Origin of the sequence: Kitasatospora sp. NPDC051914, assembly GCF_040680995.1 — a bacterium.
Lineage (GTDB): Bacteria > Actinomycetota > Actinomycetes > Streptomycetales > Streptomycetaceae > Kitasatospora.
Genome location: NZ_JBFAXX010000016.1, coordinates 56,454 through 82,153, shown reverse-complemented (window position 1 = coordinate 82,153; position 25,700 = coordinate 56,454). Strand labels below are relative to the sequence as shown.

Annotated in this window: 19 protein-coding genes; 6 read left to right on the top strand and 13 right to left on the bottom strand. The window is 74.1% G+C overall.

What is annotated here, in order from left to right; translation table 11 throughout:
• Positions 1–19 precede the first annotated feature (19 nt).
• Complete coding sequence (locus AB0M03_RS13160; RefSeq protein ID WP_363491482.1) at positions 20–2,101, bottom strand: SpoIIE family protein phosphatase; 2,082 nt, start codon at positions 2,099–2,101, stop codon at positions 20–22.
• Between the two features lie 197 nt (positions 2,102–2,298).
• On the opposite strand from AB0M03_RS13160, the gene AB0M03_RS13155 reads away from it, so the two are divergent.
• Complete coding sequence (locus AB0M03_RS13155) at positions 2,299–3,972, top strand: SpoIIE family protein phosphatase (protein WP_363491481.1); 1,674 nt, start codon at positions 2,299–2,301, stop codon at positions 3,970–3,972.
• A 65-nt stretch (positions 3,973–4,037) separates the two neighbouring features.
• On the opposite strand, the gene AB0M03_RS13150 is transcribed toward AB0M03_RS13155, so the two are convergent.
• Positions 4,038–6,098 (bottom strand): MDR family MFS transporter, encoded by a 2,061-nt coding sequence (locus AB0M03_RS13150; protein WP_363491480.1) that lies wholly within the window; start codon positions 6,096–6,098, stop codon positions 4,038–4,040.
• Positions 6,099–6,201: 103 nt separating this feature from the next.
• Between AB0M03_RS13150 and AB0M03_RS13145 the strand changes: the two genes are divergently transcribed.
• Together AB0M03_RS13145 and AB0M03_RS13140 are read left to right on the top strand one after the other, a co-directional pair.
• Entirely contained in the window at positions 6,202–6,726 is a 525-nt protein-coding gene (locus AB0M03_RS13145; RefSeq protein WP_363491479.1) for a 2'-5' RNA ligase family protein, read from the top strand.
• A gap of 47 nt (positions 6,727–6,773) precedes the next feature.
• Positions 6,774–8,309 (top strand): ATP-dependent DNA ligase, encoded by a 1,536-nt coding sequence (locus tag AB0M03_RS13140; RefSeq protein ID WP_363491478.1) that lies wholly within the window; start codon positions 6,774–6,776, stop codon positions 8,307–8,309.
• A 41-nt stretch (positions 8,310–8,350) separates the two neighbouring features.
• On the opposite strand, the gene AB0M03_RS13135 is transcribed toward AB0M03_RS13140, so the two are convergent.
• Positions 8,351–9,301 (bottom strand): RluA family pseudouridine synthase, encoded by a 951-nt coding sequence (locus AB0M03_RS13135; RefSeq protein ID WP_363491477.1) that lies wholly within the window; start codon positions 9,299–9,301, stop codon positions 8,351–8,353.
• A 138-nt stretch (positions 9,302–9,439) separates the two neighbouring features.
• Between AB0M03_RS13135 and AB0M03_RS13130 the strand changes: the two genes are divergently transcribed.
• Both AB0M03_RS13130 and AB0M03_RS13125 read left to right on the top strand, forming a co-directional pair.
• Positions 9,440–13,150 carry a SpoIIE family protein phosphatase gene (locus AB0M03_RS13130; protein WP_363491476.1) on the top strand — a complete coding sequence of 1,237 codons (3,711 nt, stop codon included), beginning with the start codon at positions 9,440–9,442 and terminating at the stop codon, positions 13,148–13,150.
• 216 nt (positions 13,151–13,366) lie between these two features.
• Positions 13,367–13,654, top strand: coding sequence for a hypothetical protein (locus tag AB0M03_RS13125; RefSeq protein ID WP_363491475.1), 288 nt, complete (start codon positions 13,367–13,369; stop codon positions 13,652–13,654).
• A gap of 79 nt (positions 13,655–13,733) precedes the next feature.
• Here AB0M03_RS13125 and AB0M03_RS13120 read toward each other — a convergent pair whose 3' ends face one another.
• The 5 genes from AB0M03_RS13120 to AB0M03_RS13100 are packed head-to-tail and all read right to left on the bottom strand — an operon-like array spanning position 13,734 to position 19,558.
• Complete coding sequence (locus AB0M03_RS13120; RefSeq protein ID WP_363491474.1) at positions 13,734–14,501, bottom strand: 3-oxoacyl-ACP reductase; 768 nt, start codon at positions 14,499–14,501, stop codon at positions 13,734–13,736.
• A 5-nt stretch (positions 14,502–14,506) separates the two neighbouring features.
• Complete coding sequence (locus AB0M03_RS13115) at positions 14,507–15,871, bottom strand: aldehyde dehydrogenase family protein (protein WP_363491473.1); 1,365 nt, start codon at positions 15,869–15,871, stop codon at positions 14,507–14,509.
• On the bottom strand, positions 15,871–16,629 hold the full coding sequence (locus AB0M03_RS13110) for a gamma-glutamyl-gamma-aminobutyrate hydrolase family protein (RefSeq protein ID WP_363491472.1): 759 nt from the start codon (positions 16,627–16,629) through the stop codon (positions 15,871–15,873). The genes AB0M03_RS13115 and AB0M03_RS13110 overlap by 1 nt, the downstream gene beginning before the upstream one ends.
• Positions 16,626–17,984 carry a glutamine synthetase family protein gene (locus tag AB0M03_RS13105; RefSeq protein ID WP_363491471.1) on the bottom strand — a complete coding sequence of 453 codons (1,359 nt, stop codon included), beginning with the start codon at positions 17,982–17,984 and terminating at the stop codon, positions 16,626–16,628. The genes AB0M03_RS13110 and AB0M03_RS13105 overlap by 4 nt, the downstream gene beginning before the upstream one ends.
• Positions 17,981–19,558: an amino acid permease gene (locus AB0M03_RS13100; protein ID WP_363491470.1), complete on the bottom strand. Its 1,578-nt coding sequence runs from the start codon at positions 19,556–19,558 to the stop codon at positions 17,981–17,983. Before AB0M03_RS13100 ends, AB0M03_RS13105 begins: the two co-directional genes overlap by 4 nt.
• A gap of 228 nt (positions 19,559–19,786) precedes the next feature.
• Here AB0M03_RS13100 and AB0M03_RS13095 point away from each other — a divergent pair, with 228 nt between their 5' ends.
• Positions 19,787–20,518 carry an FCD domain-containing protein gene (locus tag AB0M03_RS13095; RefSeq protein WP_363491469.1) on the top strand — a complete coding sequence of 244 codons (732 nt, stop codon included), beginning with the start codon at positions 19,787–19,789 and terminating at the stop codon, positions 20,516–20,518.
• A 25-nt stretch (positions 20,519–20,543) separates the two neighbouring features.
• Here the strand turns inward: AB0M03_RS13095 and AB0M03_RS13090 are convergent, their stop codons facing one another.
• The 5 genes from AB0M03_RS13090 to AB0M03_RS13070 all read right to left on the bottom strand — a co-directional run bounded on the left by AB0M03_RS13090 (position 20,544) and on the right by AB0M03_RS13070 (position 25,592).
• Positions 20,544–21,704, bottom strand: coding sequence for an acyl-CoA dehydrogenase family protein (locus AB0M03_RS13090; RefSeq protein WP_363491535.1), 1,161 nt, complete (start codon positions 21,702–21,704; stop codon positions 20,544–20,546).
• Positions 21,705–21,712: 8 nt separating this feature from the next.
• The gene (locus tag AB0M03_RS13085; RefSeq protein WP_363491468.1) at positions 21,713–22,906 is read right to left on the bottom strand and encodes a CoA transferase; all 1,194 of its coding nucleotides are present in this window, start codon (positions 22,904–22,906) and stop codon (positions 21,713–21,715) included.
• A 146-nt stretch (positions 22,907–23,052) separates the two neighbouring features.
• Entirely contained in the window at positions 23,053–23,568 is a 516-nt protein-coding gene (locus tag AB0M03_RS13080; protein ID WP_363491467.1) for a YbaK/EbsC family protein, read from the bottom strand.
• Positions 23,569–23,615: 47 nt separating this feature from the next.
• A complete protein-coding gene (locus tag AB0M03_RS13075) occupies positions 23,616–24,212 on the bottom strand; it encodes a hypothetical protein (RefSeq protein WP_363491466.1) in 597 nt (198 codons plus the stop codon).
• 60 nt (positions 24,213–24,272) lie between these two features.
• The gene (locus AB0M03_RS13070; protein ID WP_363491465.1) at positions 24,273–25,592 is read right to left on the bottom strand and encodes a DUF6777 domain-containing protein; all 1,320 of its coding nucleotides are present in this window, start codon (positions 25,590–25,592) and stop codon (positions 24,273–24,275) included.
• Between the last annotated feature and the right edge of the window lie 108 nt (positions 25,593–25,700).

Genomic DNA, 25,700 nt, shown 5'->3' with positions numbered 1-25,700 from the left:
TGATCATCCAACGAGTCGATCATGCGATGGTTGCGGCTCGCTCAACCCCTGCCACCAGGGGCTGCTCGGCCCACACGGTCTTGCCGCGCTCCCCGTACCGGGTGCCCCAGCGACGGCTCAGGTGCATCACCAGGAAGAGGCCGCGGCCGCCCTCGTCGCCGGTCCGGGCCAGCCGCATGTGGGGCGCGGCGGAGTTGCTGTCGGTGACCTCGCAGAGCAGGCCGCGGTCGCGGATCAGCCGCAGCCGGACGGGGCCCTTGCCGTACCGGATGGCGTTGGTGACGAGCTCGCTGACGATCAGTTCGGTGTCGTCGGCGACCCCGTGCAGCCCCCAGGCGGCGAGCTGCTGGGAGACCAGGGTGCGGGCGGTGGAGACCACCGCGGGGTCGGCCGGGAGCGTCCAGATCGCGACCCGGTCACTGCCGAAGATCCTGGTGCGGGCGAGCAGCAGCAGGGCGTCCTCGTCGAGCCGGTGCGGCACGGCGGCGTACGCGACGTCGTCGCACAGTTCGCGCAGGCTGCGGTCAGGATGGGCGAGCAGCCTCCGCAGCCGGTCCCGGTCGCCCTGGCCGGTGCCGTCGGCGCCCGCCGTCAGGCCACGGGTGTACAGCGCCAGCAGGCTGCCCTCCGGCAGTTCGACGGCGACGGCCTCGTAGCCCTCCCCGCCACCGCGGCCGAGCGCGGGGCCGACCGGCACGTCGAAGTCGAGCAGGCCGCCGTTGCGGGCGATCGGCATCAGCGGCGGGTGGCCGGCGGCGGCCGCGCTGCAGCGGCCGGTGACCGGGTCGTAGACGAGGTAGAGGCAGCTCGCGGCGACCTGCGGCTCGCCCGGTTCGGGCACGGTCTCCTCGGCCAGCCGGCGCACCGTCTCGTCGAGGACGCCGAGCAGTTCGTCGGCCGGCAGGTCCTGGCGGGCCAGGGTCTGCACCACGGTGCGCAGCTGGCCCATGGTGGCGGCCGCCTCCACGCCGCGTCCGGTGACCGTTCCGCAGACGAGGGCGACCCGGCCGCCGGAGAGCGGGACGACGTCGAACCAGTCGGCGTCGGCGTCCCCGGACAGGTGCAGGTAGGCGGTGTCGACGGCGGGCAGCTCGGGCGGCCGGACGGGCAGCAGGCGGCGCTGCAGCGCGGTGGCGATGTTCCGCTCGTGCAGGTACTGCCAGGCCCGGTGGACACTGAGCGCCGTCCGGTCGGCCAGCTCGGTCGCGAGTTCGAGGTCCTTCTCGTCGAAGGGGGCCTCGGCGACGGAGCGGATGAAGACGGCGAGGCCGAGCGCGGTGCCGTGCACGGTGAGCGGCACGACGACCAGCGAGCGGGCGCCTGCCTCGGCCAGCCGGCGGGCGCGCGCCGGGTCGGCGACCATCAGCGGGTCGTCGGCGGCGAGGCGGGCGATCAGCCGTGGCCGGTGGTCGTGCATGCTCTGGGTGAGCACGGTCGGGAAGATCAGCGAGGTGAGCGACCCGGTCGGCACCGAACTGCTGAACTCCTGTGTGGAGCGGAGCACGGCCCGGCGCAGCGGCATGTCGGCGGGCACCGGGCCCGGCGGCAGGCGCCGGCCGCGCAGGACGTCGTCCAGCAGGTCGACGATCACGGTGTTCGCGAAGCGGCCGACCGCCACCTCGGCGAGTTCGCCCGCCGTCGCGGTGGCGTCCAGGGTGGAGCCGATCAGCCGCTGCGCGTCGTTCAGGATCGCCAGCCGTTCGGCGTTGGCCTGCTGTTCGGTGATGTCCTCGGCCATCACGGCGAGGCCGAGCACCCGCCCGCCGGGAGCACTCAGCCGGAACATCGACAGCGAGGCCACCATCCGGCGCTCCGGGTCGTGCGGGACGGTCCCGGAGACCTCGAGGCGGCGCACCGAGTTGCCGGTGGCCAGGACGGCCCGGGCGATCTCGGTCAGCTTCTCGTGCGGGAAGCCGGGGGCGAACTCCTCGACCGTCCGGCCCACCACGGCGTCCGGGGGCAGGCCGCGCATGCCGCGGGCCGCGGTGTTGAAACGCACCACGCGCAGCTCCGGGTCGAGTACGAACAGCCCGGCCGGGGCGCGGGTGAACAGCGCCTCCAGCAGCGCGGCGTCGGTGCGGTCGCGGTCGTTCGCCTGCACGGGTGCTCCCCTCTCGGGCAAGGGCTCGCTCTCCCACCTTGTCAGCGCACGGGCGGGCGGCAAGTCGGCCGGGGCCCGCGGCGGCGGGGCACAGCCGCCGGGGCAATCGGTGCGCGGTCCGACGCCCGTGCGGATGCAGCCGCCTGCCGCGCCCGCGACGATGGAGGGCGGACGTGCTGCGGGAAGGCGGTGACGCCATGGCCGACGACGGTGTGTGGCGCAGCCTGCCGTCCCCGCTCCGTGAACTGCTGGAGGGCACCCCGGGCGCGGTCGGCGTCCTCGACACCGACCTGCGGTACCTGTACGTCAACTCCTCCCTCGCCCGGATGAACGGCGTGCCCGCCGAGGAGCACATCGGCCGCACCATCGCCGAGATCGTGCCGGGCATCGACGCGCGCACCGACGTGCTGCGGGCCGTCCTCGCGGACGGCATCCCGCGGGAGACCACCTCCAGCGGGCAGACCCGGGTGCCCTCGCCGCTCGCCCGCCGCTACTTCCACGGCGCCTACCACCGGCTGGAGGTCGACGGCCGGATCGTCGGCCTCGCGGGGATCGTGCTCGAGGTCACCGCCTCCCGGCAGCAGCAGCACGAACTGGAACGCGCCCGCGAGCGGCTCGCCATGTTGGACAGCGCCTCCACCATGATCGGCACCACCCTCGATATGGACACCACCTGCGTGGAACTCGCCCGCTTCCTCGTCCCCGAACTCGGCGACATCGCCTCGGTGGACGTCCTGCCGCCCTCCGAGGACGCACCCGCCCTGCACGCCTCGCGCCGGCACCTGCGACTGCGCCGGGCCTCGCTGGTCTCCGTCCCGGAACTGGAGGAGTGTGCACGGGCCCTCGGCAAGGCCGGCGAGTACATCGACCACCAGCCCGGCTCCGCCACCCGGCGGGCCCTGGAGACCGGCCGGCCCGTGGTGGAGAACCTCCCCTCCGACGCCCGGCTCGGCCGGGCCGCGGCGAGCCCCGACCGGCTGGCGGCACTGCGCCGCGCAGGCGTCCACTCCGGCATGGTCGCGCCGCTGGTGGCCCGCGGCCGTCCGCTCGGCACCGTCACCCTGATCCGGGCCGGCTCCTCGCCGCTGTTCACCCAGGAGGACGCGGTGGTGGTCGCCGACCTCGCGCTGCGGGCCGCCGTCAGCATCGACAACGCCCGCCGCTTCACCCGCGAACACGGCATCGCCCTGGACCTGCAGCGGGCCCTGCTCGCCGAACCGGGTGCCCCGCACCCCGGCCTGGAGGTCGCCTTCCGCTACCGGCCGGCCGGCGCCAGCGCCCTGGTCGGCGGCGACTGGTACGAGACCGTGGCGCGGCCCGACGGCACCACGCTGCTGGCGATCGGCGACGTGATGGGGCACAGCCTGGAAGCCGCCGTCGAGATGAGCCACTACCAGGCCATGCTGCGGATGATCGCCTCCGGCAACCTGCCGCCCGGCCGCATCCTCGACCGGATGGACCGGCTGACCGCACCGCTGGCCGCCGGCCGCCCCGCCACCTGCCTGGCGGTGGTGATGTCCCCGGAGACCGGCGTCTGCACCTTCGCCAGCGCCGGACACCTGCCGCCCGCCCTGATCGCCCCGGACGGCTCCGTCCGACTGCTCGCGGTCGAACCCGGACCACCCCTGGCCACCGGCTTCGGCGGCTTCCCCGAGGTCACCGCCCAGTGCCCGCCCGGCCACCACCTGCTGCTCTACACCGACGGCCTGGTCGAACGCCGCAGCGAACCCATCGACGCCTCGCTGGCCCGCCTGACCCGCCTGCGGCTGCCCCGCGACGCCGGCGGCGAACAACTCCTGGACGCCGTCCTCACTGGCCTCTCCCCCACCGCCGACGACGACGTCGCCCTCCTCGCCGCGACCCTCCGTTGAGCCGGGGTGGTTCCCACAGGGGTGTGGGTTGACCCGTAGGGCGACCCGCGGCCTGTCGGCTTCCCCTACCGGTTCAGTTGGCGGGCGGGGAGGCCTTCGGTGAGGTCTTCGGCGATGAGGCGTTTGGCGATGGTGTCGACAGCAGCGCGGAATTCGGCGCTGCGGGGGCGGCCGGCCTCCCGTTCCAGCTGTTCGTAGAGCCACCGGGCCCAGGCGTGGCTGATCTTCCCGGCCTCCACCTGCCCGGCCTCGGTGTGCATGTAGTAGCCGTTGACCCGGGAGAGCCAGCCCTCGGTGACGGCACGGGTGAAGACCGGTTCGAGCACCTCCGGCGGGAGCCTCCGGCGGGCCGCGATCAGCGCCAGGGAGGAGTGGCCGACGGTGCGGGTGAAGAGTTCGACCTGCATGACCGCCCAGGCCTGGGCCATGTCCAGCCGCGTCCCGGACCCGTCGACGATCCGCCGGGCGGTCTCCAGGTCGGTGCTGCGGATGATGGTGGCGACGGAGAGTTCGAGCACCCGCGCGGAGTCCCCGGAGACCGGCTGGGCGAAGCCCTCCCCCATGTCGGTGGAGGTGGCGCGGGTGGAGTCGCGGAGCTTCACCTGCTTGAGGAAGAGCGCGACGACGAAGCCGATCGCGGCGACCGGCACCGTCCACAGGAAGACGGTGTGCAGGGCGTCGGCGTACGCGTCGACGATCGGGGCGGCCTGGTCGGCGGGCAGTTCGTGCAGCGCCTTCGGGTTCTCGGCGGCGCGCGCCAGGGCGGCCGGGTCGGCTCCGGTGAGGCTCGCCGAGGCGGCGATCCCCTCGGCGAGGCGGTCGCCGAGGGTGTTGGTGTAGATGGTGCCGAAGACGGCGGTGCCGAAGGAGCTGCCGAGGGTGCGGAAGAAGGTGACGCCGGAGGTGGCGGTGCCGAGGTCGGCGTAGTCGACGGTGTTCTGGACGGCGATGGTGAGCACCTGCATGCACAGGCCGATGCCGGCGCCGAGGACGAGCATGTACAGCGACTGCAGCCAGCTCAGGGTGTCGGCGTCCATCAGCGACAGCAGGTAGAGGCCGACGGCCATGACGGCGGAGCCGACGATCGGGAAGATCCGGTAGCGGCCGGTGCGGCTGACCACGGTGCCGCTGAAGACCGAGGCGACCAGCAGACCGAAGACCATCGGGAGGGTCCGCACGCCGGAGACGGTCGCCGAGTCGCCGTCGACGTACTGCAGGAAGGTCGGCAGGAAGGTCATCGCGCCGAGCATGGCGAAGCCGACGATGAAGCTGAGCACCGAGCAGACCGAGAACACCGGGTTGCGGAACAGCCGCATCGGCAGCATCGGTTCGGCCGCGCGGGTCTCCGCCCAGCAGAACAGCCCGAGCGCGACGGCGCCGCCCGCGAACAGGCCGATGATCACCGGCGAGCTCCAGGCGTACTCGTTGCCGCCCCAGCTGGTCGCCAGGATCACGGCGCTGGAGCCGACGGCGACCAGCCCGATGCCGAGGTAGTCGATGACCGGGCGGCCGGCGGAGCGGACGGAGGGGATCGTCCGGGCGGCGGCCACGACCACGACGATCGCGATCGGCACGTTGACGTAGAACGCCCAGCGCCAGGTCAGGTGGTCGGTGAACAGGCCGCCGAGCAGCGGCCCGACCACGGTGGCGACGCCGAACACGGCGCCGATCGCGCCCTGGTACTTGCCGCGCTCGCGCAGCGGGATGACGTCGGCGATCAGCGCCATCGAGGTGACCATCAGACCGCCGGCGCCGACGCCCTGCATGGCCCGCCAGGCGATCAGCAGCGACATGTTCGTCGCCAGGCCGCACAGGAAGGAGCCGGTGATGAAGACGATCGCGGAGACCTGGAAGACCAGCTTGCGGCCGAACAGGTCGCCGAACTTGCCGACCAGCGCCGTGGTCACGGTCTCGGCGAGCAGGTAGGAGGTGACCACCCAGGACATGTGCTCGGCGCCGCCCAGGTCCGAGACGATGGTCGGCAGCGCGGTGCCGACGATGGTCTGGTCGAGCGCGGCGAGCAGCATGCCGAGCATGATCGTGACGAAGACGACGTTGCGCTGCCGCCGGTCCAGGACGGGCGGCGCGGCGGCCGCGGCCGGCGGGCTGGTCTCGCTGGTGGTCACCCTCGCATGGTCGCCCGGCGGGCCGCGGGACGCCCGCGTTGGGCGGCCGCCGCGGTGAACCCCCGTCGGCGGGGGCGTGCGGGCCGGCCCGTAGCGTGGGCGCATGCAGACCGTCGAGCTGACCTGCGCGCCCGCCCTCGACGCGGCGGTGCGGGAGGTCTGGCAGCAGCTCTCCGGGGCCGGGGTGCCGAGCCTGGCCCGCAACACCCACCCCGGGCACCGGCCGCACCTGACGCTGGCCGCCTGCGGGGCCGCGCCCGACGGCGCGCTGGACGCGGTGGGCGAGCTGATGGCCGAGGCGCTGCCGCTGCCGGTGCGGCTGACCGGGCTGCTGTCGTTCTCGGCGCGCAGCCGGCGGCGGGTGCTGAGCTGGTCGCTGGTGCCGACCTTCGAGCTGGTCGACCTGCACCGCCGGGTGTGGCTGCTGCTGGACGGCGCCGAGCAGCCCGACCCGCACTACCTGCCGGGCCGCTGGGCCCCGCACGTCGGGCTGACCCGCCGTCTGGAGCCCGCGGAGCTGGCACTGGCGCACACCGTGGTCGGCCGGCACCCGGACCTCACGGGCGTCTTCGACGCGGCCCGCAGCCACGACACCCTGACCGGCGTCACCGTGCCGCTGGGCGGCTGACCGGGGCAGGATGGCAGGCAGTCGCCCCCTCGGGACGGGAGCCCGCCGTGCTGGAACGAGTCGCCCGGGTGTCGGAGGCGGTCGCCGCCGAGCCCGGCCGGACCGCGAAGATCGCCCTGCTGGCCGACTGCCTGCGGGAGCTGGGTCCGCAGGACGGCCCGGCCGCCGCCGCCCTGCTGTCCGGTGAGTCCCGCCGGATGCGGGTCGGCGTCGGGTACGCGGCGCTGCGCGAGCTGCCGGACCCGGCCGCCGGGCCCTCGCTCGGCGTCGCCGAGACGGAGGGGCTGCTGGCGGAGCTGGCCGCGGTGCACGGGCGCGGTGCGCAGACCGCCCGGCGGGAGCTGCTGGACGGCCTGTTCGGGCGGGCCACCGGGGCGGAGCAGCGGCTGCTGCGCGGGGTGCTGGTCGGCGAGCTGCGGCAGGGCGCGCTGGACGGCGTGATGGCCGAGGCGGTGGCGAAGGCCGCCGGGGTGCCCGCGGCCGCGGTGCGGCGGGCGCTGATGTTCCGCGGCTCGGCGCGGGCCGTCACGGAGGCCGCGCTGACCGGCGGTGCCTCGGCGCTGGCCGCGTTCGGGCTGGAGGTGGGCCGGCCGGTGCGGCCGATGCTGGCCTCCTCCGCGCCGGGCGTCGCGGAGGCGCTGGCGAAGGTCTCCCCGGCGGTCCTGGAGTGGAAGCTGGACGGCATCAGGGTGCAGGTGCACCGGGACGGCGGCGAGGTCGGGGTGTTCACCCGCAGCCTGGACGACATCACCGCGCGCGTCCCGGAGCTCGTCGAGGCCGCACTGGCGCTGCCCGTCCGCTCGGCCGTCCTGGACGGCGAGGCGATCGCCCTGGGCCCGGACGGGCGGCCGCGGCCCTTCCAGGTGACGGCCGCCCGCACCGCCTCCCGGCAGGACCCGCAGCGGCTGCGCGCCGAGGTGCCGCTGCACCCGTACTTCTTCGACCTGCTGCACCTGGACGGCACCGACCTGATCGACGAGCCGGGTGAGCGGCGCTGGGCCGCACTGGCCGGCCTGGTGGACGGCGCCCTGCGGGTGCCGCGGCTGGTCACCGCCGACCCCGCGGAGGCCGCCGCCTTCCTGGACGGTGCCCTCGGCCACGGCCACGAGGGCGTGGTGGTCAAGGACCCGGCGGCGGCGTACGAGGCCGGCCGGCGCGGCGCGGGGTGGATCAAGGTGAAGCCGCACCACACCCTGGACCTGGTGGTGCTCGCCGCCGAATGGGGCACCGGGCGGCGGCAGGGCTACCTGAGCAACCTGCACCTGGGGGCGCGTTCCGGCGGCGAGGAGGGGCTGCCGGAGTGGGTGATGCTCGGCAAGACCTTCAAGGGCCTCACCGACGAACTGCTGGCCTGGCAGACCCGAGAGCTGCTGGCCCGGGAGACCGGCCGCGGCGCGTACGACGTGCGGGTGCGGCCGGAGCTGGTGGTGGAGGTCGCCTTCGACGGGCTGCAGCGCAGCCCGCGGTACCCGGCGGGGCTGGCCCTGCGCTTCGCCCGGGTGATCCGCTACCGGGAGGACAAGACCGCGGCCGAGGCGGACACCGTCGCGACGGTGCGGGCGCTCGCCGCAGAGGATCTCTGACAGCGGTTCACCCGGGGGCGCGACCGGTCGAGCGCCCTGCGCTAGGCTCCGGCCTCCCAGGAGGGGCGGGACGTCCAGGCGCGGAGGGTGCGGCGGCTGTCGAAGCGCAGCGGACGCTTGCTCACCGGGTCGGTGAACTCCAGCACTGCGCCCAGCAGTTGGAGCGGACGGCGGAAGTCGTCCGGGGCGGGCTCGGCGAGCACCTGCGGGTAGAGCGGGTCGCCGAGGATCGGCAGGCCGAGCGAGGCCATGTGCAGCCGCAGCTGGTGGGTGCGGCCGGTGTGCGGGTGGAGGCGGTAGCGGCCGAGCCCGTCGCGGTGCTCCGCGAGTTCGATCCGGCTCTCGCTGTTGGGTTCGCCCTCGACCTCGCGGGCGGCGAGCTCGCCCCGCTCCTTGACGATCCGGCTGCGGACGGTGGCGGGCAGCGGCCGCTGCGGGTCGTACCCGGCGATCGCCTCGTACTCCTTGCGGACCGCGCGGCGCTCGAACAGCCCCTGGTAGGCGCCGCGCAGCTCGGGGCGGGCGACGAACAGCACCAGCCCGGCGGTCAGCCGGTCCAGGCGGTGCGCCGGGCCGAGGCCTGGCAGACCGAGGTCGCGGCGCAGCCGGGCGAGGGCCGTCTCGGTGACATGGCGGCCGCGCGGGGTGGTGGACAGGAAGTGCGGCTTGTCGACGACCACGATCCGCTCGTCCCGGTACAGCACCTCCACCTCGAAGGGCACCGGCGTCTCCGGCTCCAGCTCGCGGTGGAACCAGACGAACTCCCCCGGCCGGTAGGCCGTGTCCGCGGTGAGCGGGCCCCCGGTGGTGACGAAGACGCCCTCGCGCAGCATCGTCTCGACCCGCGCGGGGCCGATCGCCCGGCCGTAACGCTCCAGGAGGTAGCCGCGGACGGTCGGCCACGGCCCGTCCGGGGGCAGCCGGAGCCGGACCGCGTCGATGCCGTCCCGCTGCGGCAGCGGGCTCGCCGGGATGCCTGACCTGCGTCTCACCGTGCGAACCCTATCGGCCCCGCCCGTACCCCCGGGCGGCCCGGGGCGTGCCCCGGCCCCGTGCGCTCCTCTGTGCGGGCTCCGGCAGCCATGGGAGGATGGCAGGGCGGAACGCCGATCTCCTGGACGGTGCCTGGCATGGACGATCCCGAGCAGGGCACGAGCCCGCCGAACCGCCGGGAAACGGCTTCGGAGGGGCCCGTCCGGCCTGCCCAGGACGGGCTGCTCATGGTGCCGATCGCCACCGCACTCATCGCCGACGACGGGCGCATCCTGCACTGGAGCCGGGACGCCGAGACGCTGCTCGGTTACAGCACCGAGGAGGCCGTCGGCGAGTTCGCGGCGAACCTGCTGATCACCGAGGAGCAGCGCGAGGACGTGCTGGTCCTGTTCGATCACATCCTCAGCGGCCGCGCCTGGTCCGGGGTGTTCCCGGTCAAGCACCGCGAGGGCCACCACGTGAACCTCGAGTTCCGCACCCACCCGATCAACGGCCCCGACGGGCATCCCCTGGTGCTGGCCGTCGCCTCCGACGTGACCACGCTGCGCCGGCTGCAGGCCGACCTCGCCGTCTTGGACGGCTTCTTCACCCAGTCCCCGGTCGGCATGGCCGTCTACGACCCGGAGCTGCGCTTCGTCCGGCTGAACGACGCCCTCGCCCGGATCAACGGCCTCCCGGTCGCCGAGCACCTGGGGAGGCGGGTCACCGAGGTGCTGCCCGGCATCAACGGCCGCGAGGTCGAGGCCGTCATGCGCAAGGTGCTGGAGGGCGGCCCGCCGGTCGTCGACTCCCGCTCGCACGGCCGCACCCCCGGCGACCCCACCCACGACCACGCCTGGTCCGCCTCGTACTTCCGGCTGGAGGAGCCCGGCGGGCACGTGCTCGGCGTCAGCTCGACCATCGTCGACGTCACCGAGCGCTACCGGGCCGAGCACGCCGCCGCCCTCGCCCGCGAACGCCTCACCGTGCTCGCCGACGCCACCGCCTCCATCGGCACCACCCTGGACCTGCGCCAGACCGCCCGGGAGCTCGCCGAGGTGATCGTGCCGAGGCTCGCCGACGCGGTCGGCGTCTTCGCCCTGGAACACCTCGTCTCCGGCACCGACGCGGCCGCCGTGGACGACGGGCTGCGGGTGCGCCGCCTCGCCGTCGCCACCGCCGACCCGGAGCACCCGATCGCCGACCTGCCCACCGAGGCCGTCTACCGGGTGCCGCCCGGCTCGGTCTACGAGCAGGTCCTCACCTCCGGCCGGACGGTCGTCGCCCCCAACTGGGACCTGCCGCTGCTCGCCGACGAGGCGCTGACCGAACGCGTCCGCAGCTACCTCGACGACCGCCCGCGGCCGGTGCGGGTCGCCCCGCTGGTCGCCCGCGGCACCGTCCTCGGCATGGTGGTGTACTCCCGCAGCCCCGACCGGGAGGGCTTCGGCCCGGAGGACAGCACCCTCGGCGACGAACTCGCCTCCCGGGCCGCCGTCGCCATCGACAACGCCCGGCTCTACCTGCGCCAGCAGCAGACCGCGCAGGCCCGCGAGCAGGCCCTCACCGAGGCCCGGGCCGCCCAGGAGCGGCTCGCCCTGGTCAACGCCGCCTCGGCGCGGATCGGCACCACCCTCGACCTCACCCAGACCGCCCGCGAACTCGCCGAGACCGCCAGCCCCCGGCTCGCCGACACCGTCGTCGTCGAAGTCCTGGACGCCCTGGTGCGCGGCGCCGAGACCGGCGGCCCCGGCCGCGCGGACCGCTCCGCCGTGCTGCGCCGGATGGCCTTCCACACCGTGCCCGGCAGCGGCATGAGCCCGGTCTCCCCGGTCGGCAGCGTGCACCGCTTCCACCCGTCGACGCCGTACGCCTGGGTGCTCGCCCACCGCCGCCCGGTGCTGCTGCCGCACCTCGACGAGCCGACGCTCAACTGGTTCAACGACGACCCGGAGCGGGCCGCCGCCGTCCGCGAACAGCGGGTCCGCTCGGTCATGGTGGTGCCGCTGATCGCCCGCGGGGCCGCCGTCGGCATCGCCACCTTCTACCGCAGCGTCACCGAACGCCCCTACGACGAGGAGGACCTACGCCTCGCCGGGGAGCTCGCCGCCCGCGCCGCCGTCTCCATCGACAACGCCCTGCTGTACACCCGCGAGCGGGACGCCGCCGAGCAGCGGCAGCGGGCCCTGGAGGCGGCCGGCGCCGCCCAGGCCCGCCTCGCCCTGCTGAACGAGGCCTCCACCCGGATCGGCACCACCCTCGACCTGCAGCGCACCGCGCAGGAGCTGATCGACGTGGTGCTCCCCCGGTTCGCCGACTTCGTCACCGTCGACCTGCTGGAGTCCGTCCTGGAGGGCGACGAGCCGGAACCGGTGCCGCGGGACGGCTCGGTGATGCTGCGGGCCGTCGCCGTCGGCGAGATCGACGAGGAAGGCAAGATGATCGGCGCCGCGGACCCGGTCGGCGGCGGCTCCCGCTCCGCGCAGCTGTACGCGCAGAGCCTGCGCACCGGCCGCTCCATCCTCGTCCCGCACGTCGACGAGCAGGCACTGCGCCGGATCGTCGCCCACCCCGACCGGATCGCCCCCAGCCTGGACGCCGGTGTCCACTCGTACCTGATGGTGCCGCTGCTGGCCCGCGGCACCGTGCTCGGCGGCGTCGAGTTCGTCCGCACCCGCAACCCGGAGGCCTTCACCCACGCCGACGTGGCGCTCGCCGAGGAACTCGCCGCCCGGGCCGCCGTCTGCATCGACAACGCCCGGATCTACCGGCGCGAGCGGGACACCGCGCTCACCCTGCAGCGCAGCCTCCTCCCGCAGGACGTGCACCGCACCCCCGGCCTGGAGATCGCCCACCGCTACCTGCCCAGCAGCGTCATCAGCGAGGTCGGCGGCGACTGGTTCGACGTGGTGCCGCTCAGCGGCGGCCGGGTCGCCCTGATCGTCGGCGACGTGATGGGCCACGGCATCCGGGCCGCCGCCACCATGGGCCAGCTGCGCACCGTCGCCCGCACCCTGATCACCTTGGAGATGGACCCGGCCCGGGTGCTGCGCCGCCTCGACGACGCGGCCGCGGCGATCGGCGAGAGCCAGTTCGCCACCTGCGTCTGCGTGCTCTTCGACCCGGTCGACCGGATCTGCACCGCCGCCACCGCCGGCCACCTGCCGCCGGTGATCGCCCGCTCCGACGGCTCCACCGAACTGCTGGAGCTGCCCCCGGGCGCCCCGCTCGGCGTCGGCGGCGTGCCCTTCGAATCCGTGCACACCACCCTCGACGAGGACGCCATCCTGGTCCTCTACACCGACGGACTCGTCGAGCGCCGCGGCCGCGACCTCGACGAGGGCATCGAACTGCTGCGCCGCACCGTCGCCGAACGCCGCGACTCGCTGGAGCAGACCTGCGACGCCGTACTGGCCGCCCTCGGCGCCGCCGCCGGGCAGGACGACATCGCCGTGATCATGGCGCACTCCCGGCCGATCGGCGGCGACCGGCTCGCCACCCTCACCCTCGCCGGGGACCGCGCCATGGTCCGGCACGCCCGGCGCTTCGCCCGCGAGACGCTCACCGAGTGGGGGCTGACCGGGCTCACCGACATGGTCGAGCTGCTGACCAGCGAACTCATCACCAACGCCCTGGTGCACGCGGGAGCCCCCGTGCAACTGCGGATGTTCCGCAACCAGGTGCTCACCGTGGAGGTCGCCGACCGGGACCGGCAGGAGCCGCGGCTGCGGCGGGCCCGCGCCGAGGACGAGGGCGGCCGCGGCATGCACCTGGTCAACGAACTGGCGCACCGCTGGGGAGTCCGGGCCACCAAGGACGGCAAGGTGGTGTGGTTCGAGCTGGAACTGCCCCCGGGCGCCGGCCGCTGATCCGGCGCCCGTCGCTCCACCTCCCCCGCATCCGTCGCCACCGGCACTCGGCGGGCCGATAGGGGCGCCCGAGTGCCTTCGCAGCCCTTCCCCCGGTCGGGCGAAGGGCTGCTCCGTCGAGGTGAGGCGGGCGGGTGACAGAGCCGTGTCGGTTCGTACGCGGGCGGTGGCGGGACGGACGATCGGTGCCGTCCGGCTTTCCGACCAGGAGGACTCATGCGCTCCAGCCTTGCCAGGTTCACCACCGCCGCACTCATCTCCGGCCTCGCCGTCCTCGGTGCCGCCGGAACGGCCTCCGCCCACGGCGCACTGTCCGTCGGCGGCGACGCCAGCGCCGTCGAGGGCGGCGCCCTCGCGGTCGGCGGCGACGCCGAGGCGCTCGTCGAGGGCGCCCTCGCGGTGGGCGGCGACGCGTACTCCGCCGAGGGTGCGGCCTTCGCGGTGGGCGGCGACGCCGCCGGCTACGGCCTCGGCCTCGCGGTCGGCGGGGAGTCGTCCTCCTGACCCCGTACCGACCCGTGGATGCGGCGGCGGCCGGGCGGCACCCCTCTCCTCGGGCCGCCCGGCCGCCGCCGTGGTCGGTCTACTGCGGGGTGACGTAGGCGCCGGAGATGCCGCCGTCCACCAGGAAGGTGTTGGCGGTCATGAACGAGGAGTCGTCGCTGGCCAGGAAGGCCACCGCGGCGGCGATCTCCTCCGGCTCGGCGAACCGGCCGAGCGGGATGTGCACCAGGCGGCGGGCGGCCCGCTCCGGGTCCTTGGCGAACAGCTCCTGCAGCAGCGGGGTGTTGACCGGCCCCGGGCAGAGCGCGTTGATCCGGATGCCCTCGCGGGCGAACTGCACGCCCAGCTCCCGGGACATCGCCAGCACCCCGCCCTTGGACGCGGAGTAGGAGATCTGCGAGGTCGCCGCGCCCATCACCGCCACGAAGGAGGCGGTGTTGATGATCGAGCCCTTGCCCTGCCGCTGCATGTGCGGGATCGCGTACTTGCAGCACAGGTAGACGCTGGTCAGGTTGACGTCCTGGACGCGCTTCCACGCCTCCAGGCCGGTGGTGAGGATGGAGTCGTCGTCCGGCGGGGAGATGCCCGCGTTGTTGAAGGCGATGTCCAGGCTGCCGTACTCCTCGACCGCCCGCTCGTACATGCCGCGCACCGCGTCCTCGTCGGTGACGTCGGCCCGCACGAAGAGGCCGCCGACCTCGTTGGCGGCCTTGGCGCCGGTCTCCTCGTCGAGGTCCACGCAGACGACCTTGGCGCCCTCCGCGGCGAAGCGCCGCGCGGTGGCCAGGCCGATGCCGCTGCCCGCTCCGGTGATGACCGCCACCCGGCCGTCCAGTCGCTTGGTCATGCTGGTCACTCCTCCGTGGAGATGAAGACGTTCTTGGTCTCGGTGAAAGCGTCGAGGGCGTCCGGGCCGAGCTCGCGGCCCAGGCCGGACTGCTTGAATCCGCCGAACGGCGTCGAGTAGCGCACCGAGGAGTGCGAGTTGACGGACAGGTTGCCCGCCTCCACGCCGCGGGCGACCCGCAGGGCCCGGCCCACGTCCCTCGTCCAGATCGAGCCGGACAGCCCGTAGTCGGTGGCGTTGGCGATCCGCACCGCGTCCGCCTCGCCGCGGAACGGCACCACCGCCACCACCGGGCCGAAGATCTCCTCGGTGAAGGCCCGGTCGTCGTGCCGCACGGGCGCCAGCACCGTCGGCGGGTACCAGAAGCCCGGCCCCTCCGGCGCGCTGCCGGTGAACGCCGCCGCCGTCACGTACGAGGCCACCCGCTCGCGGTGCGCGGCCGAGATCAGCGGCCCCATCTCGGTCTTCTCGTCCGCCGGGTCGCCGACCCGCACCCCGCGGACGGCCGGCTCCAGCAGCGCCAGGAAGTCCTCGTACGCGGACTCCTCGACCAGGATCCGGGAGCGCGCGCAGCAGTCCTGCCCCGCGTTGTCGAACACTGCGTACGGCGCGGTGGCGGCGGCCTTCGCCAGATCGGCGTCGGCGAAGACGATGTTGGCGCTCTTGCCGCCCAGCTCCAGGGTCACCGGCTTCACCTGGGCCGCGCAGCCCGCCATGATCTCCTTGCCGACCCGGGTGGAACCGGTGAACACCACCTTGCGGACGTCCGGGTGGGTCACGAAGCGCTGCCCGACCACCGGGCCGCGGCCGGGCAGGACCTCCAGCACGCCCTCCGGAATGCCGGCCTGCAGGGCGAGTTCACCGAGCCGCAGCGCGGTCAGCGGGGTGAGCTCGGCGGGCTTCAGGACGACCGTGTTGCCCGCCGCGAGGGCCGGGGCGAGGCCCCAGGCGGCGATCGGCATCGGGAAGTTCCACGGCACGATGATGCCGACGACGCCCAGCGGCTCCTTGAACGTCACGTCGATGCCGCCGGCCACCGGGATCTGCCGGCCGAACAGCCGCTCGGGCGCGGCGGCGTAGTACTCGATGACGTCGCGGGCGTTGCCCGCCTCCCAGCGGGCGTTGCCGATGGTGTGCCCGGCGTTGGCGACCTCCAGGGCGGCCAGGTGCTCGCGGTCGGCGTCCACCGCCGCGGCGAACGCCCGCAGCAGGCGGGCCCGGTCCGCCGGGGCGAGGCGCCGCCACGGCTCGAACGCCGCCCTGGCCCTCGCGATCGCGGCGTCCGTCTCCGCGAGGCCGGCCATGTCGACGGTGGTGATCACCTCCTCCGTCGCCGGGTTGACCACCTGGTAGCGGTCGGGGTCGGTCATCAGAAGGGCTCCTTGTCCGGTGGAGGAACAATGCTCGGGGTGCTGCCCGCGCCTCCGGGGGCGCCGCCCGCCGCGTGCACGAGTGCCTCGAAGAGGCGGAGGTCGTCGGGGTCGGTCTCGGGGTGCCACTGGACGCCCAGCGCGAAGCGGTGGCCGGGGAGTTCGACGGCCTCGACGGTCTCGTCGGCGCTCCAGGCGGTGGGGTGCAGGCCGGTGCCGAGGCGGGCGACGGCCTGGTGGTGGTAGCAGTTGACCTTGGTGTGGTCGCCGAGGACGGCGGCCGTCCGGCTGCCCGGCCGGATGCGGACGGGCTGCCGCACGTACTCCGCCGGGACGTGCTGGTGGCTGCCGTCGGGGAGGTGCTGGAGGAGGGTGCCGCCGAGCGCCACGTTGAGCAGCTGCATGCCGCGGCAGACGCCGAGCAGCGGCAGGTCCCGCTCCAGGGCCGCCTCCAGCACCTCGGACTCCCAGGCGTCGCGGGGCCGGTGGGGCTCCCCCGTGCGCGGGTCGGCGGCGGCGCCGTACCGGGCCGGGTCGATGTCGGAGCCGCCGGCGAGGACCAGCCCGTCGAGCGCGTCGACCAGCCGGCCGGCGCCGCCGGGCTGCGGGGGCAGCAGGACGGGTGTGCCGCCGGCCCGGGAGACCGCGTCGACGTAGGTCTGCGGGACGAGCGAGGCGCGCTGCTGCCACACCGACCAGGCGGCCTCCTCCTGGTAGCTGGTGATGCCGATCAGCGGGCGGTGGTGCAGGGTGCTCACAGCCGCTCGAATCCGCGGCGCCGCTCCCAGTCGGTCACCGCCCGGTCGTAGGCGGCGAGTTCGACCCGGCCGGCGTGGGCGTAGTGCCGGACGACGTCCTTGCCGAAGGCCTCGGTGGCGGCCTCGCTGCCCTCGAAGGCGTCCACCGCGTCGCGCAGCGTGGCGGGCACCCGGGGGGCGTCGGAGGCGTACGCGTTGCCGGTGAACTCCGGCTCCAGTTCGAGCTGGTGCTCGATGCCGTGCAGGCCGGCGGCGATCAGTGCGGCGACCGCCAGGTAGGGATTGACGTCGCCGCCGGGGACGCGGTTCTCGAAGCGGAGCGAGGAGCCGTGGCCGACCACCCGCAGCGCGCAGGTGCGGTTGTCGCGGCCCCAGGCGATCGCGGTGGGCGCGAAGCTGCCCGGCACGTACCGCTTGTAGGAGTTGACGGTGGGTGCGAGCAGCAGCGCGAACTCGCGCAGGCACGCGAGCTGCCCGGCGAGGAAGTGCTCCATGGTGCGGGAGAAGCCGTACGGGCCGTCGCCGGCCATCACCGGGGTGCCGGCCGCGTCGCGCAGGCTGAGGTGGATGTGGCAGGAGTTGCCCTCGCGCTCGTCGTACTTGGCCATGAAGGTGAGGCTGCAGCCCTCCTGGGCGGCGATCTCCTTGGCACCGGTCTTGTAGACGGCGTGGTTGTCGCAGGTGGTGAGGGCGTCGGCGTACTTGAAGGCGATCTCGTGCTGGCCGAGGTTGCACTCGCCCTTGGCGGACTCCACGGTGAGGCCGGCGCCGGCCATCTCGTTGCGCAGCCGGCGCAGCAGGGGTTCGATGCGGGCGGTGCCGAGGATCGAGTAGTCGACGTTGTACTGGTTGGCCGGGGTGAGGCCGTGGTAGGCACGCTCCCAGGCCTGTTCGTAGCTGTCGCGGAAGACGATGAACTCGAGTTCGGTGCCGGCGTACGCCTGCCAGCCGTAGCCGGCGAGGCGTTCCAGCTGGCGGCGCAGCACCTGCCGCGGGGAGACGGTGACCGGGCGGCCGTCGTGGTGCCGGACGTCGCACTGGACCATGGCGGTGGCCGGGTGCCAGGGCACCATGCGCAGGGTGGCGAGGTCGGGGGCGAGGACGAGGTCGCCGTAGCCGCTCTCCCAGGAGGAGACGGCGTAGCCGTCCACGGTGTTCATGTCGGTGTCGACGGCGAGCAGGTAGCCGCAGCCCTCGGCGGCGCCGGGGACGACGTCGGTGAGGAAGTACTCGGCGGCGAGGCGCTTGCCCTGCAGGCGGCCCTGCATGTCGGTGATGGCGAGGACGACGGTGTCCACGCTGCCGTCGGCGACCAGCTCGCGCAGCCGGTCGAGGGTGAGCCGGGGGCTGCTCATCGGATCTCCAGTTCGGCTTCGAGGGCGGCGAGTTCCTCGGGCGTGCCGTGGACCTTGGGGCCGGTGAACCAGTGCCTGGCGGAGACCAGCCACCACAGGCCTGCGAAGCCGAGGACGACGCTGACCGCGACGGGCGTGTAGTTGAAGCTGACGGCGGTGACGGGGCTGACGGTGGGCAGCATGAACAGCACGGTGATCACGGCCGTCCAGCCGACCGCGACGGTCCCGATGATCCTGCTCCAGCGGCCCAGATGCCAGGGGCCGCGCTGGAAGGCGTCACCCTGGCGCAGTCTGAGGAATGTCGGGATGACGTACGAGATGTACAGGCCGATCACCGAGATGGAGGTGACCGCGGTGTAGGCGGTGGAGTTCCACAGCGCGGGCAGGCCGAGCAGCAGGGCGCTGCCGGTGGCGAGCCAGACCGCGTTGACGGGGGTGTGGGTGCGCGGCGAGATGCGGTGCCAGAGGGCGGAGCCCGGCAGTGCGCCGTCCCGGGAGAAGGCGTAGATCATCCGGGAGTTGGCGGTGACGGAGGCCATGCCGCAGAAGAACTGGGCGCCGATGACGATCAGCAGCAGCGCCTTGGCGCCGGTGGTGCCGATGGCGTCGATGAAGATCTGCGCGGGCGGGACGCCGGTCGGGCCGCCGAGCGCGCCCTCGTAGTCGCGGATGGCGAAGGTGATGCCGAGCAGCAGCACCCAGCCGGCGACCAGCGAGACGGTGATCGCGTTGACGATGCCGCGCGGCCCGGAGCGGGCGGCGTCGTGGGTCTCCTCGGTCATGTGCGCGGAGGCGTCGTAGCCGGTGAGGGTGTACTGGGCGAGCAGCAGGCCCAGCATGGCGACGTAGAAGTTGCTGGTGAAACCGGTCTTGTTGACGAACTCGGTGAAGACGAAGGACGCGGAGGCGTGCTTCGAGGGCAGGACGGCGAGCGCGCCGACGATGACGGTGACGCCGATCAGGTGCCACCAGACCGAGATGTCGTTGAGGCGGGCGACCAGCTTCACGCCGAGGGTGTTGAGCAGGCCGTGCAGCAGCAGGATCACCGCGAAGATCTCCACGGTGTGCACCGGCGTGGCCTCGAAGCCGAACTGCAGGGCGAGGAAGGCGTTGGTGAAGAACGCGGCGCCGTAGTCGACGCCGGCGGTCACCGCGACCTGGCCGAGGAAGTTGAACCAGCCGGTGAACCAGGACCAGGCGGCGGCCCGGCTGCGGGCCAGCTTGGCGGACCAGTAGTAGAGGCCGCCGGCGGTCGGGTAGCTGGAACAGATCTCGGCCATCGCCAGGCCCACGCACAGGGTGAGCAGGCCGACCAGCGGCCAGCCCCAGACGATCATCGCGGGGCCGCCGGTGTTCATGCCCATCCCGTACAGGGTCAGGCAGCCGGAGAGGATCGAGACGATGGAGAAGGAGACGGCGAAGTTGGAGAAGCCGGACATCGAGCGGGCCAGCTCCTGGGCGTAGCCGAGCTCGTGCAGCCGCTGTTCGTCGGCCGAAACCGACTCGGACGGCGCCGGAAACACGGGTGCGGGAGTGTGGTGCGCGGCGGGGTCGGGTGTGGGGTCGGCGGACATGGGCACCCCTGGGGAGTGAGGCGGGCCTGGACGCGCGCGCAGCCACAGCGGTGTGGGTGCGCCCTCCGAACGCTCAATGGCCCGGAAACAGACCATTGAGTGGGCAGCATCGTTCACCCTGGGTTCGGGGCACGTCAAGAGGGGCGCGCAGTTCTGTCGCCCGCTCACCTCCGGGCTGTTCTGTCGCCCGCTCACCTCCGGGCGGAGGGCCGTGGGTACGATGCCCGCGTGGACGAGGCAGGGATCGACTGGCAGGCGGGGGCGATCTTCCGGCCCGTCCGGACGGGCAACGCCTTCGAGGAGACCGTCGAACGGCTGCTGCAGGCCATCAAGCTGGGCGTCTTCGGCCACGGCGACCGGCTGCCCGCCGAACGCGACCTCGCCGCCCGGCTCGGCGTCGGCCGCGAGACCCTGCGCGAGGCGATCCGTTCCCTGCAGCAGGCGGGCGCCGTGGAGTCCCGCCGCGGCCGCTACGGCGGCACCTTCGTCACCTACCGGATGCCGCCGCCGGACGTCGCCGAGCTGCGCCGGGCCGCCAGCGACCTCGGCGAGGAGCTCGAGGACGCACTCACCTACCGGCTCGTCCTGGAGGCCGGCGCCGCGGAGACGGCCGCCCGCCGCAGCCTCACCGCCGAGCAGCGCGCCTACCTGCAGCGGCGGCTGACCGAGCTGGAGCAGGCCCCGCCGGAGGAGTACCGGCGCCTGGATTCCCGCTTCCACCTGGCGATCGCCGAACTCACCGGCTCGCGCTCGCTGGCCACCGCGATCGCCGAGGCCCGGATGCGGCTGAACGACCTGCTCAACGCCATCCCGATGCTGGAGCGGAACATCGACCACGCCGCCCACCAGCACCGCGGCATGGTGGACGCGATCCTGGCAGGTGACGCCGACGGCGCGCGGCGGGCGACCGAGGAGCACCTGGCCGCCACGGCCGCCCTGCTGCGCGCCTTCCTGGGCTGAGACCTACCGGCACATGGGGGCGGCGTCAGCGGTAGGCGGGGATGCCGGTGAGGGCCTGGCCGATGACGAGGGTGTGGATCTCGCTGGTGCCCTCGTAGGTGAGGACGGACTCCAGGTTGTTGGCGTGGCGCAGCGGCGAGTAGTCCAGCGAGATGCCGTTGGCGCCGAGGATCGTGCGGCACTCGCGGGCGATGGCGATCGCCTCGCGGACGTTGTTGAGCTTGCCGGTGCTGACCTGCTCTGGGCGGATCCGGCCCTGCTCCTTGAGCCGGCCGAGGTGGACGGCGAGCAGGGCTGCGTTGTTGAGCGAGACGGCCATGTCGGCGAACTTCTGCTGGGTGAGCTGGAAGCCGCTGATCGGCCGGTCGAACTGGATCCGGTCGGCGCCGTACGCCAGCGCGGTCTGCAGGCAGTCGCGGGCGGCACCGACCGCGCCGAAGAGGATGCCGAAACGCGCCTCGTTGAGGCAGCCCAGCGGGGCGCCGAGCCCGCGTGCCCCGGGCAGCTGCGCGGAGGCGGGCAGCCGGACGTCCGCGAAGCTCAGCTCGGCGGTGGTGGAGGCGCGCAGCGAGAGCTTCTGCTTGATCTCGCGGGTCTCGAAGCCGGGGGTGCCGCGCGGGACGAGGAAGCCGCGGATGCCCTCCTCGGTCGAGGCCCAGACGGTGGCGATGTCCGCGATGGCGCCGTTGGTGATCCACATCTTGGCGCCGTTGAGGATCCAGTCGTCGCCGTCGCGGACGGCCTTGGTGCGCATGCCGGCCGGGTTGGAGCCGAAGTCCGGCTCGGTCAGGCCGAAGCAGCCGATCGCCTCGCCGGCGGCCATCCGCGGCAGCCACTCCCGCTTCTGCTCCTCGGAGCCGTAGCGGTGGATGGAGTACATGGCGAGCGAGCCCTGGACGGAGACGAAGCTGCGGAAGCCGGAGTCGGCGGCCTCCAGCTCCAGGCAGGCCAGGCCGTAGGCGACCGCGTTCGTGCCGGCGCAGCCGTAGCCCTCCAGATGCATGCCGAGGACGCCGAGCTTGCCGAGTTCGGGGGCGATCTCCCGCGGGAAGTGCGCGTTCTCGAACCATTCGGCGAGGTTGGGGCGGACGTGGTCGGCGAGGAAGCGGGCCACGGTGGCCTGGATCTCGCGCTCCTCGTCGGTGAGCAGCGACGGGATGTCGAGCAGGTCGAGCGGGTCCTTCATCGGGCCGGTCACGGGGTGTCTCCGTTCGTGGGGTGGTGGGGTGCGTCGAGCCAGGCGAGGAGTTCGTCGGTGTGCTCGCCGAGCCGCGGCGGGGCCAGGCGGTAGGCGGGCGGGGTGCGGGAGAGGCCGATCGGGTTGGCGGGCAGGCCCTGGTCGGTGCGCGGGGCGAGTCCGAGGCGTTCGGCGAGTCCGAAGGCGCCGGCGACGTCGTTGACCGGGCCGCAGGGGACGCCGAGCGGGGTGAGGTGCTCGAACCAGGCGGCGGCGGTGCGCTCCTTGAGCCGCCGGCCGATCTCCTCGGCGAGTTCGTCGACGTGCGCGACCCGGTCGGCGTTGGTGGTGAAGCGCGGGTCGTCGGCGAGGTCTGGGGCGTCCACGCCGCGGCACAGCGCGCCGAACTGGCGGTCGTTGCCGACCGCGACCACCAGCGGCCGGTCGGCGGCGCGGAACACCTCGTACGGGGCGATGGACGGGTGGCGGTTGCCGAGGATGCCGGGGACGGCGCCGGCCAGGGTGTAGCCGGCGGACTGGTTGACCAGGCTGGACAGCAGCGTGGAGAGCAGGTTGACCTCGACGAGCTGGCCGCGGCCGGTGGTGTCGCGCTCGCGCAGGGCGGCGAGGATGCCGACGGCGGCGTGCAGGCCGGTGAGGACGTCGACCAGGGCGACCCCGGCCTTCACGGGCTGGCCGGGCCCCGGTCCGGTGACGCTCATCAACCCGCCGACGGCCTGGATCAGCAGGTCGTAGCCGGGCAGCGCGGCGCCCTCGCCGGTGCCGAAGCCGGTGATCGAGCAGTACACGGCGCGCGGGTTGACGGCGTGCACGTCCTCGTACGCGAGGCCGTGCCGGGCCATGGTGCCGGGGCGGAAGTTCTCCACCACCACGTCGGCGCGGCGGGCGAGTTCGAGGGCCCGGCGGCGACCGGCCTCCTCGCGCAGGTCGAGGGTGAGTGAGCGCTTGTTGCGGTTGACCGACAGGTAGTAGGTGGCCTGCCCGTCCGGAGCGTAGGGCGGGCCCCAGGCGCGGGTGTCGTCGCCGCCGTCGGGGCGTTCGACCTTGACCACGTCCGCGCCGAGGTCGGCGAGCAGCATCGTGGCGTACGGGGCCGCGAGCACCCGCCCGAAGTCCGCGACGAGCACTCCGGCGAGCGGCGCACCCGGGAACGGCGCACCGGCGCCCGATTCCGTCGGTTCCGTCCCCATCTGCACTTCCTTCGTTCGGCGTGACGCACATTCTGTGCGCCCGAACCGCGGTTTGGCAGGAGACGAAATGGAGTGGCGCAAGGGGGCCGCGCTGGACGTTCCGTCCAGGTTCCCCCCGTCCCCCGGCCGCGGCGTCCGGCCCGGTGTCAGACCGGCGGGGCGGTGGACAGTCCGTCGACGACCTCGGCGCCCGGGAGGTGGGCGAGCAGGGCCTCCGGGGCGACGAGCAGCTTGCCGGCCCGGTCACCGCCGCCGAGGACGATCTCGGCGCGCTCCAGCACCGGCGCGTCCACGTACACCGGCATCCCCGGCGGCAGCGCCACCGGCGTCACCCCGCCGACCTGCATACCGGTCAGCTCGACGGTCTCCTCGGCGCTCGCGAAGGACACCCGGCGGGCGCCGAGCAGCTTCTTGACGGCCCGGTTGACGTCCAGCCGCCGGGTGGCCTGGACGAGGCAGGCGGCGTAGCGGCGCGGCTCGGTCTTGCCCACCACGAGGATGCAGTTGACCGAGTCCTCCAGGGTGAAGCCGTACCGCTCGCAGAACTGCGCGGTGTCGGCGAACTCCGGGTCGATCTCCACCCACCCGTAGGGCACTCCCCAGCCGTCCAGCGCGGCTCGGACGGACTCTGCGGTGCCCTGCGTACTCTGCGTGCTCTCCATGCGCCCCGAAGCTACCAGCCGGTCGCCCCCGCGGGGCGCGCCGACGGTCAGGTGGCGGCGGGAGTACCGAAAGGGAGGCCGAGGGCGGCGAACAGCTCCAGGACGAGGTCCTCGGCGAACGGGTCGCTCTCGGCGGCGAGGACGGCGGCGAGGGCTGCGTGGTCGGCCGTCAGGCCGTGGGCGGCGGCCCAGTCGGCCGCGGTGCGGGCGGTCTCGGCGGGCTCGCCGATCCAGTCCTGAGGGCAGTCGTAGTCCAGCGCCGTCTCGGGCGAGAGCACGCACGTCCAGGTCGGCCCGTCGGCGTCGAACGCCTCGACCACGGCGAAGTCGCTGTCTGATTTGTCTGCTCGCCTCCGGGCCCTCTGTACCCGGCGCCGACGGTCGTCGTTCCGTCGCTGCGCTCCCTCGCTCCTCCCTTTCGGCACCGGCGGGCCCTTCGGCTCGAGGACGAACGCACTCACCACCGGCCCGGCCGTCTCCGCCGCGAGGGCTGCGGCCCGCACGTCCTCCCCGGACGTCGCCAGGAACTGCCATGCCCCGGCCTGCGCCGACTGCTGCGGGAGGGCCCCGCTCGCGCGGACGGCGGAGCTCTCGGCCAGCGGGGTGTGCGAGCGGGCGACGGTGAGGTTTCCGGTGAATCCCATGCCGCGGAACCTACCGCCGGGCACCGACACGGCGGTCGGTGCCCGGCGGGGTCGTCGCGGTCAGGACACCGGGGCGGAGGCCGGTGCCGACTGGGCGCTCTGCGGGGCGGAGGAGTACACCGAGGACGGGGCCGAGGAGGGAGCCGAGGACGGGGCCGAGGGCGAGCCGGGCTCCGAGCCCGACGGGGCCGAGGACGGGGCCGAGGGCGAGCCGGACTCCGAGCCCGACGGCCCCGAGCTCGGGCTGCCGGAGGACGGGGTGCCGCTCGACGGGGTGCCGCTCGACGGTGTCCCCGAGGACGGCGAGCCGCTGGACGGCGAGCCGGAGGTCGAACCCGAGGACGGCGAGGAGGGCGGCATCGTCGGCACGTGGGTGGTGTCGCCGCCCGTGCCGCCGGTCGGCCGGCCGAACGGGGTGCCGTTCGCGTCCACCAGCACGACCACCTCGATCGGCGCCGGGGCGGGCGTCACCGTGACCACCTGCTGCCCGTTGAAGCCGGACCAGGGCTGCCCCTGGTACGAGGCGGGCGCGCCGGTCGGCGGCGTCAGCGGGTTGCCGCAGGCGCAGCGGACTCGCGGCACACCGTGCGAATCGATCAGCACGGCGGTGCCGGTCTGCAGGACGGCCTGGTACGCGGTGGCCTGGCCGTTGCTGAAGCCGTGGTTGGTGACCCGGGTGTCGGCCCGCAGCAGCACCGGGGTGAGGCTCTTCAGGTAGGCGTCGATCTCGTTGGGCTGGATGCCCTCGACCCCGGCCCAGGCCTTGGCCTTGTCCGGGTTGGCGGAGAGGAATCCGCTCAGTTTGGGGACGTCGCAGCTGGAGACGTTCATGGTGCCGCCGTAGAGGCCCGCGTCGCCGCCGCTGCGGGTGCCGCCTGTGGGCGCTGCGGCCGAGCTGTAGCCGGCGCTCGGGCTCGCGCCCTGTTGGGCGACCGAGCCGGTGAACGGGTCCTGCCCGGCGGAGCCGGCCGGCTGCAGCGCGACCGGCTGGGCCGCCGCCGTGCCGCCGGACCCGGCGCTGAGCACCAGGCCGAGGACGACGCCGAGCACCACCGCCGCGATACCGGCCGGCAGGACGGTGCGCGGGTTGCGCCACCACGGAGTGCGCCGGTGCTCGCCGCCGCCTCCGCCGCCCGTGACCACCGTCCGCGGACCGCTGGGCGGCCCCCCGGTGCCACCGGCCCCGCCCGGGTGGGCGCCCGGGCCGGAGGTCGGTCCGGACGGCGGGCCCGAGGGGTAGGAGGTCGGACTGGAATCGCCCGGTCGGCCGCCGGACGGCGGCGGGCTGGAGGGAGGGCCGGAGAGCGGTCCGGACGGCGGCCCGGCCGGGCCCTCGGGCGGGCCGGACGGCTGGTCGGGTGGCGGCGGGTTCGGGCTCACGGGTGTTCCTCCCGTCCTTGACACCCCCCGGAGGCCATTCTCCGCGCGCCCGGGCCCGCCCGCGCGACAGCTCGCCGTTCCCCGGCCGCGGGCGGAATCTGGAAGGAG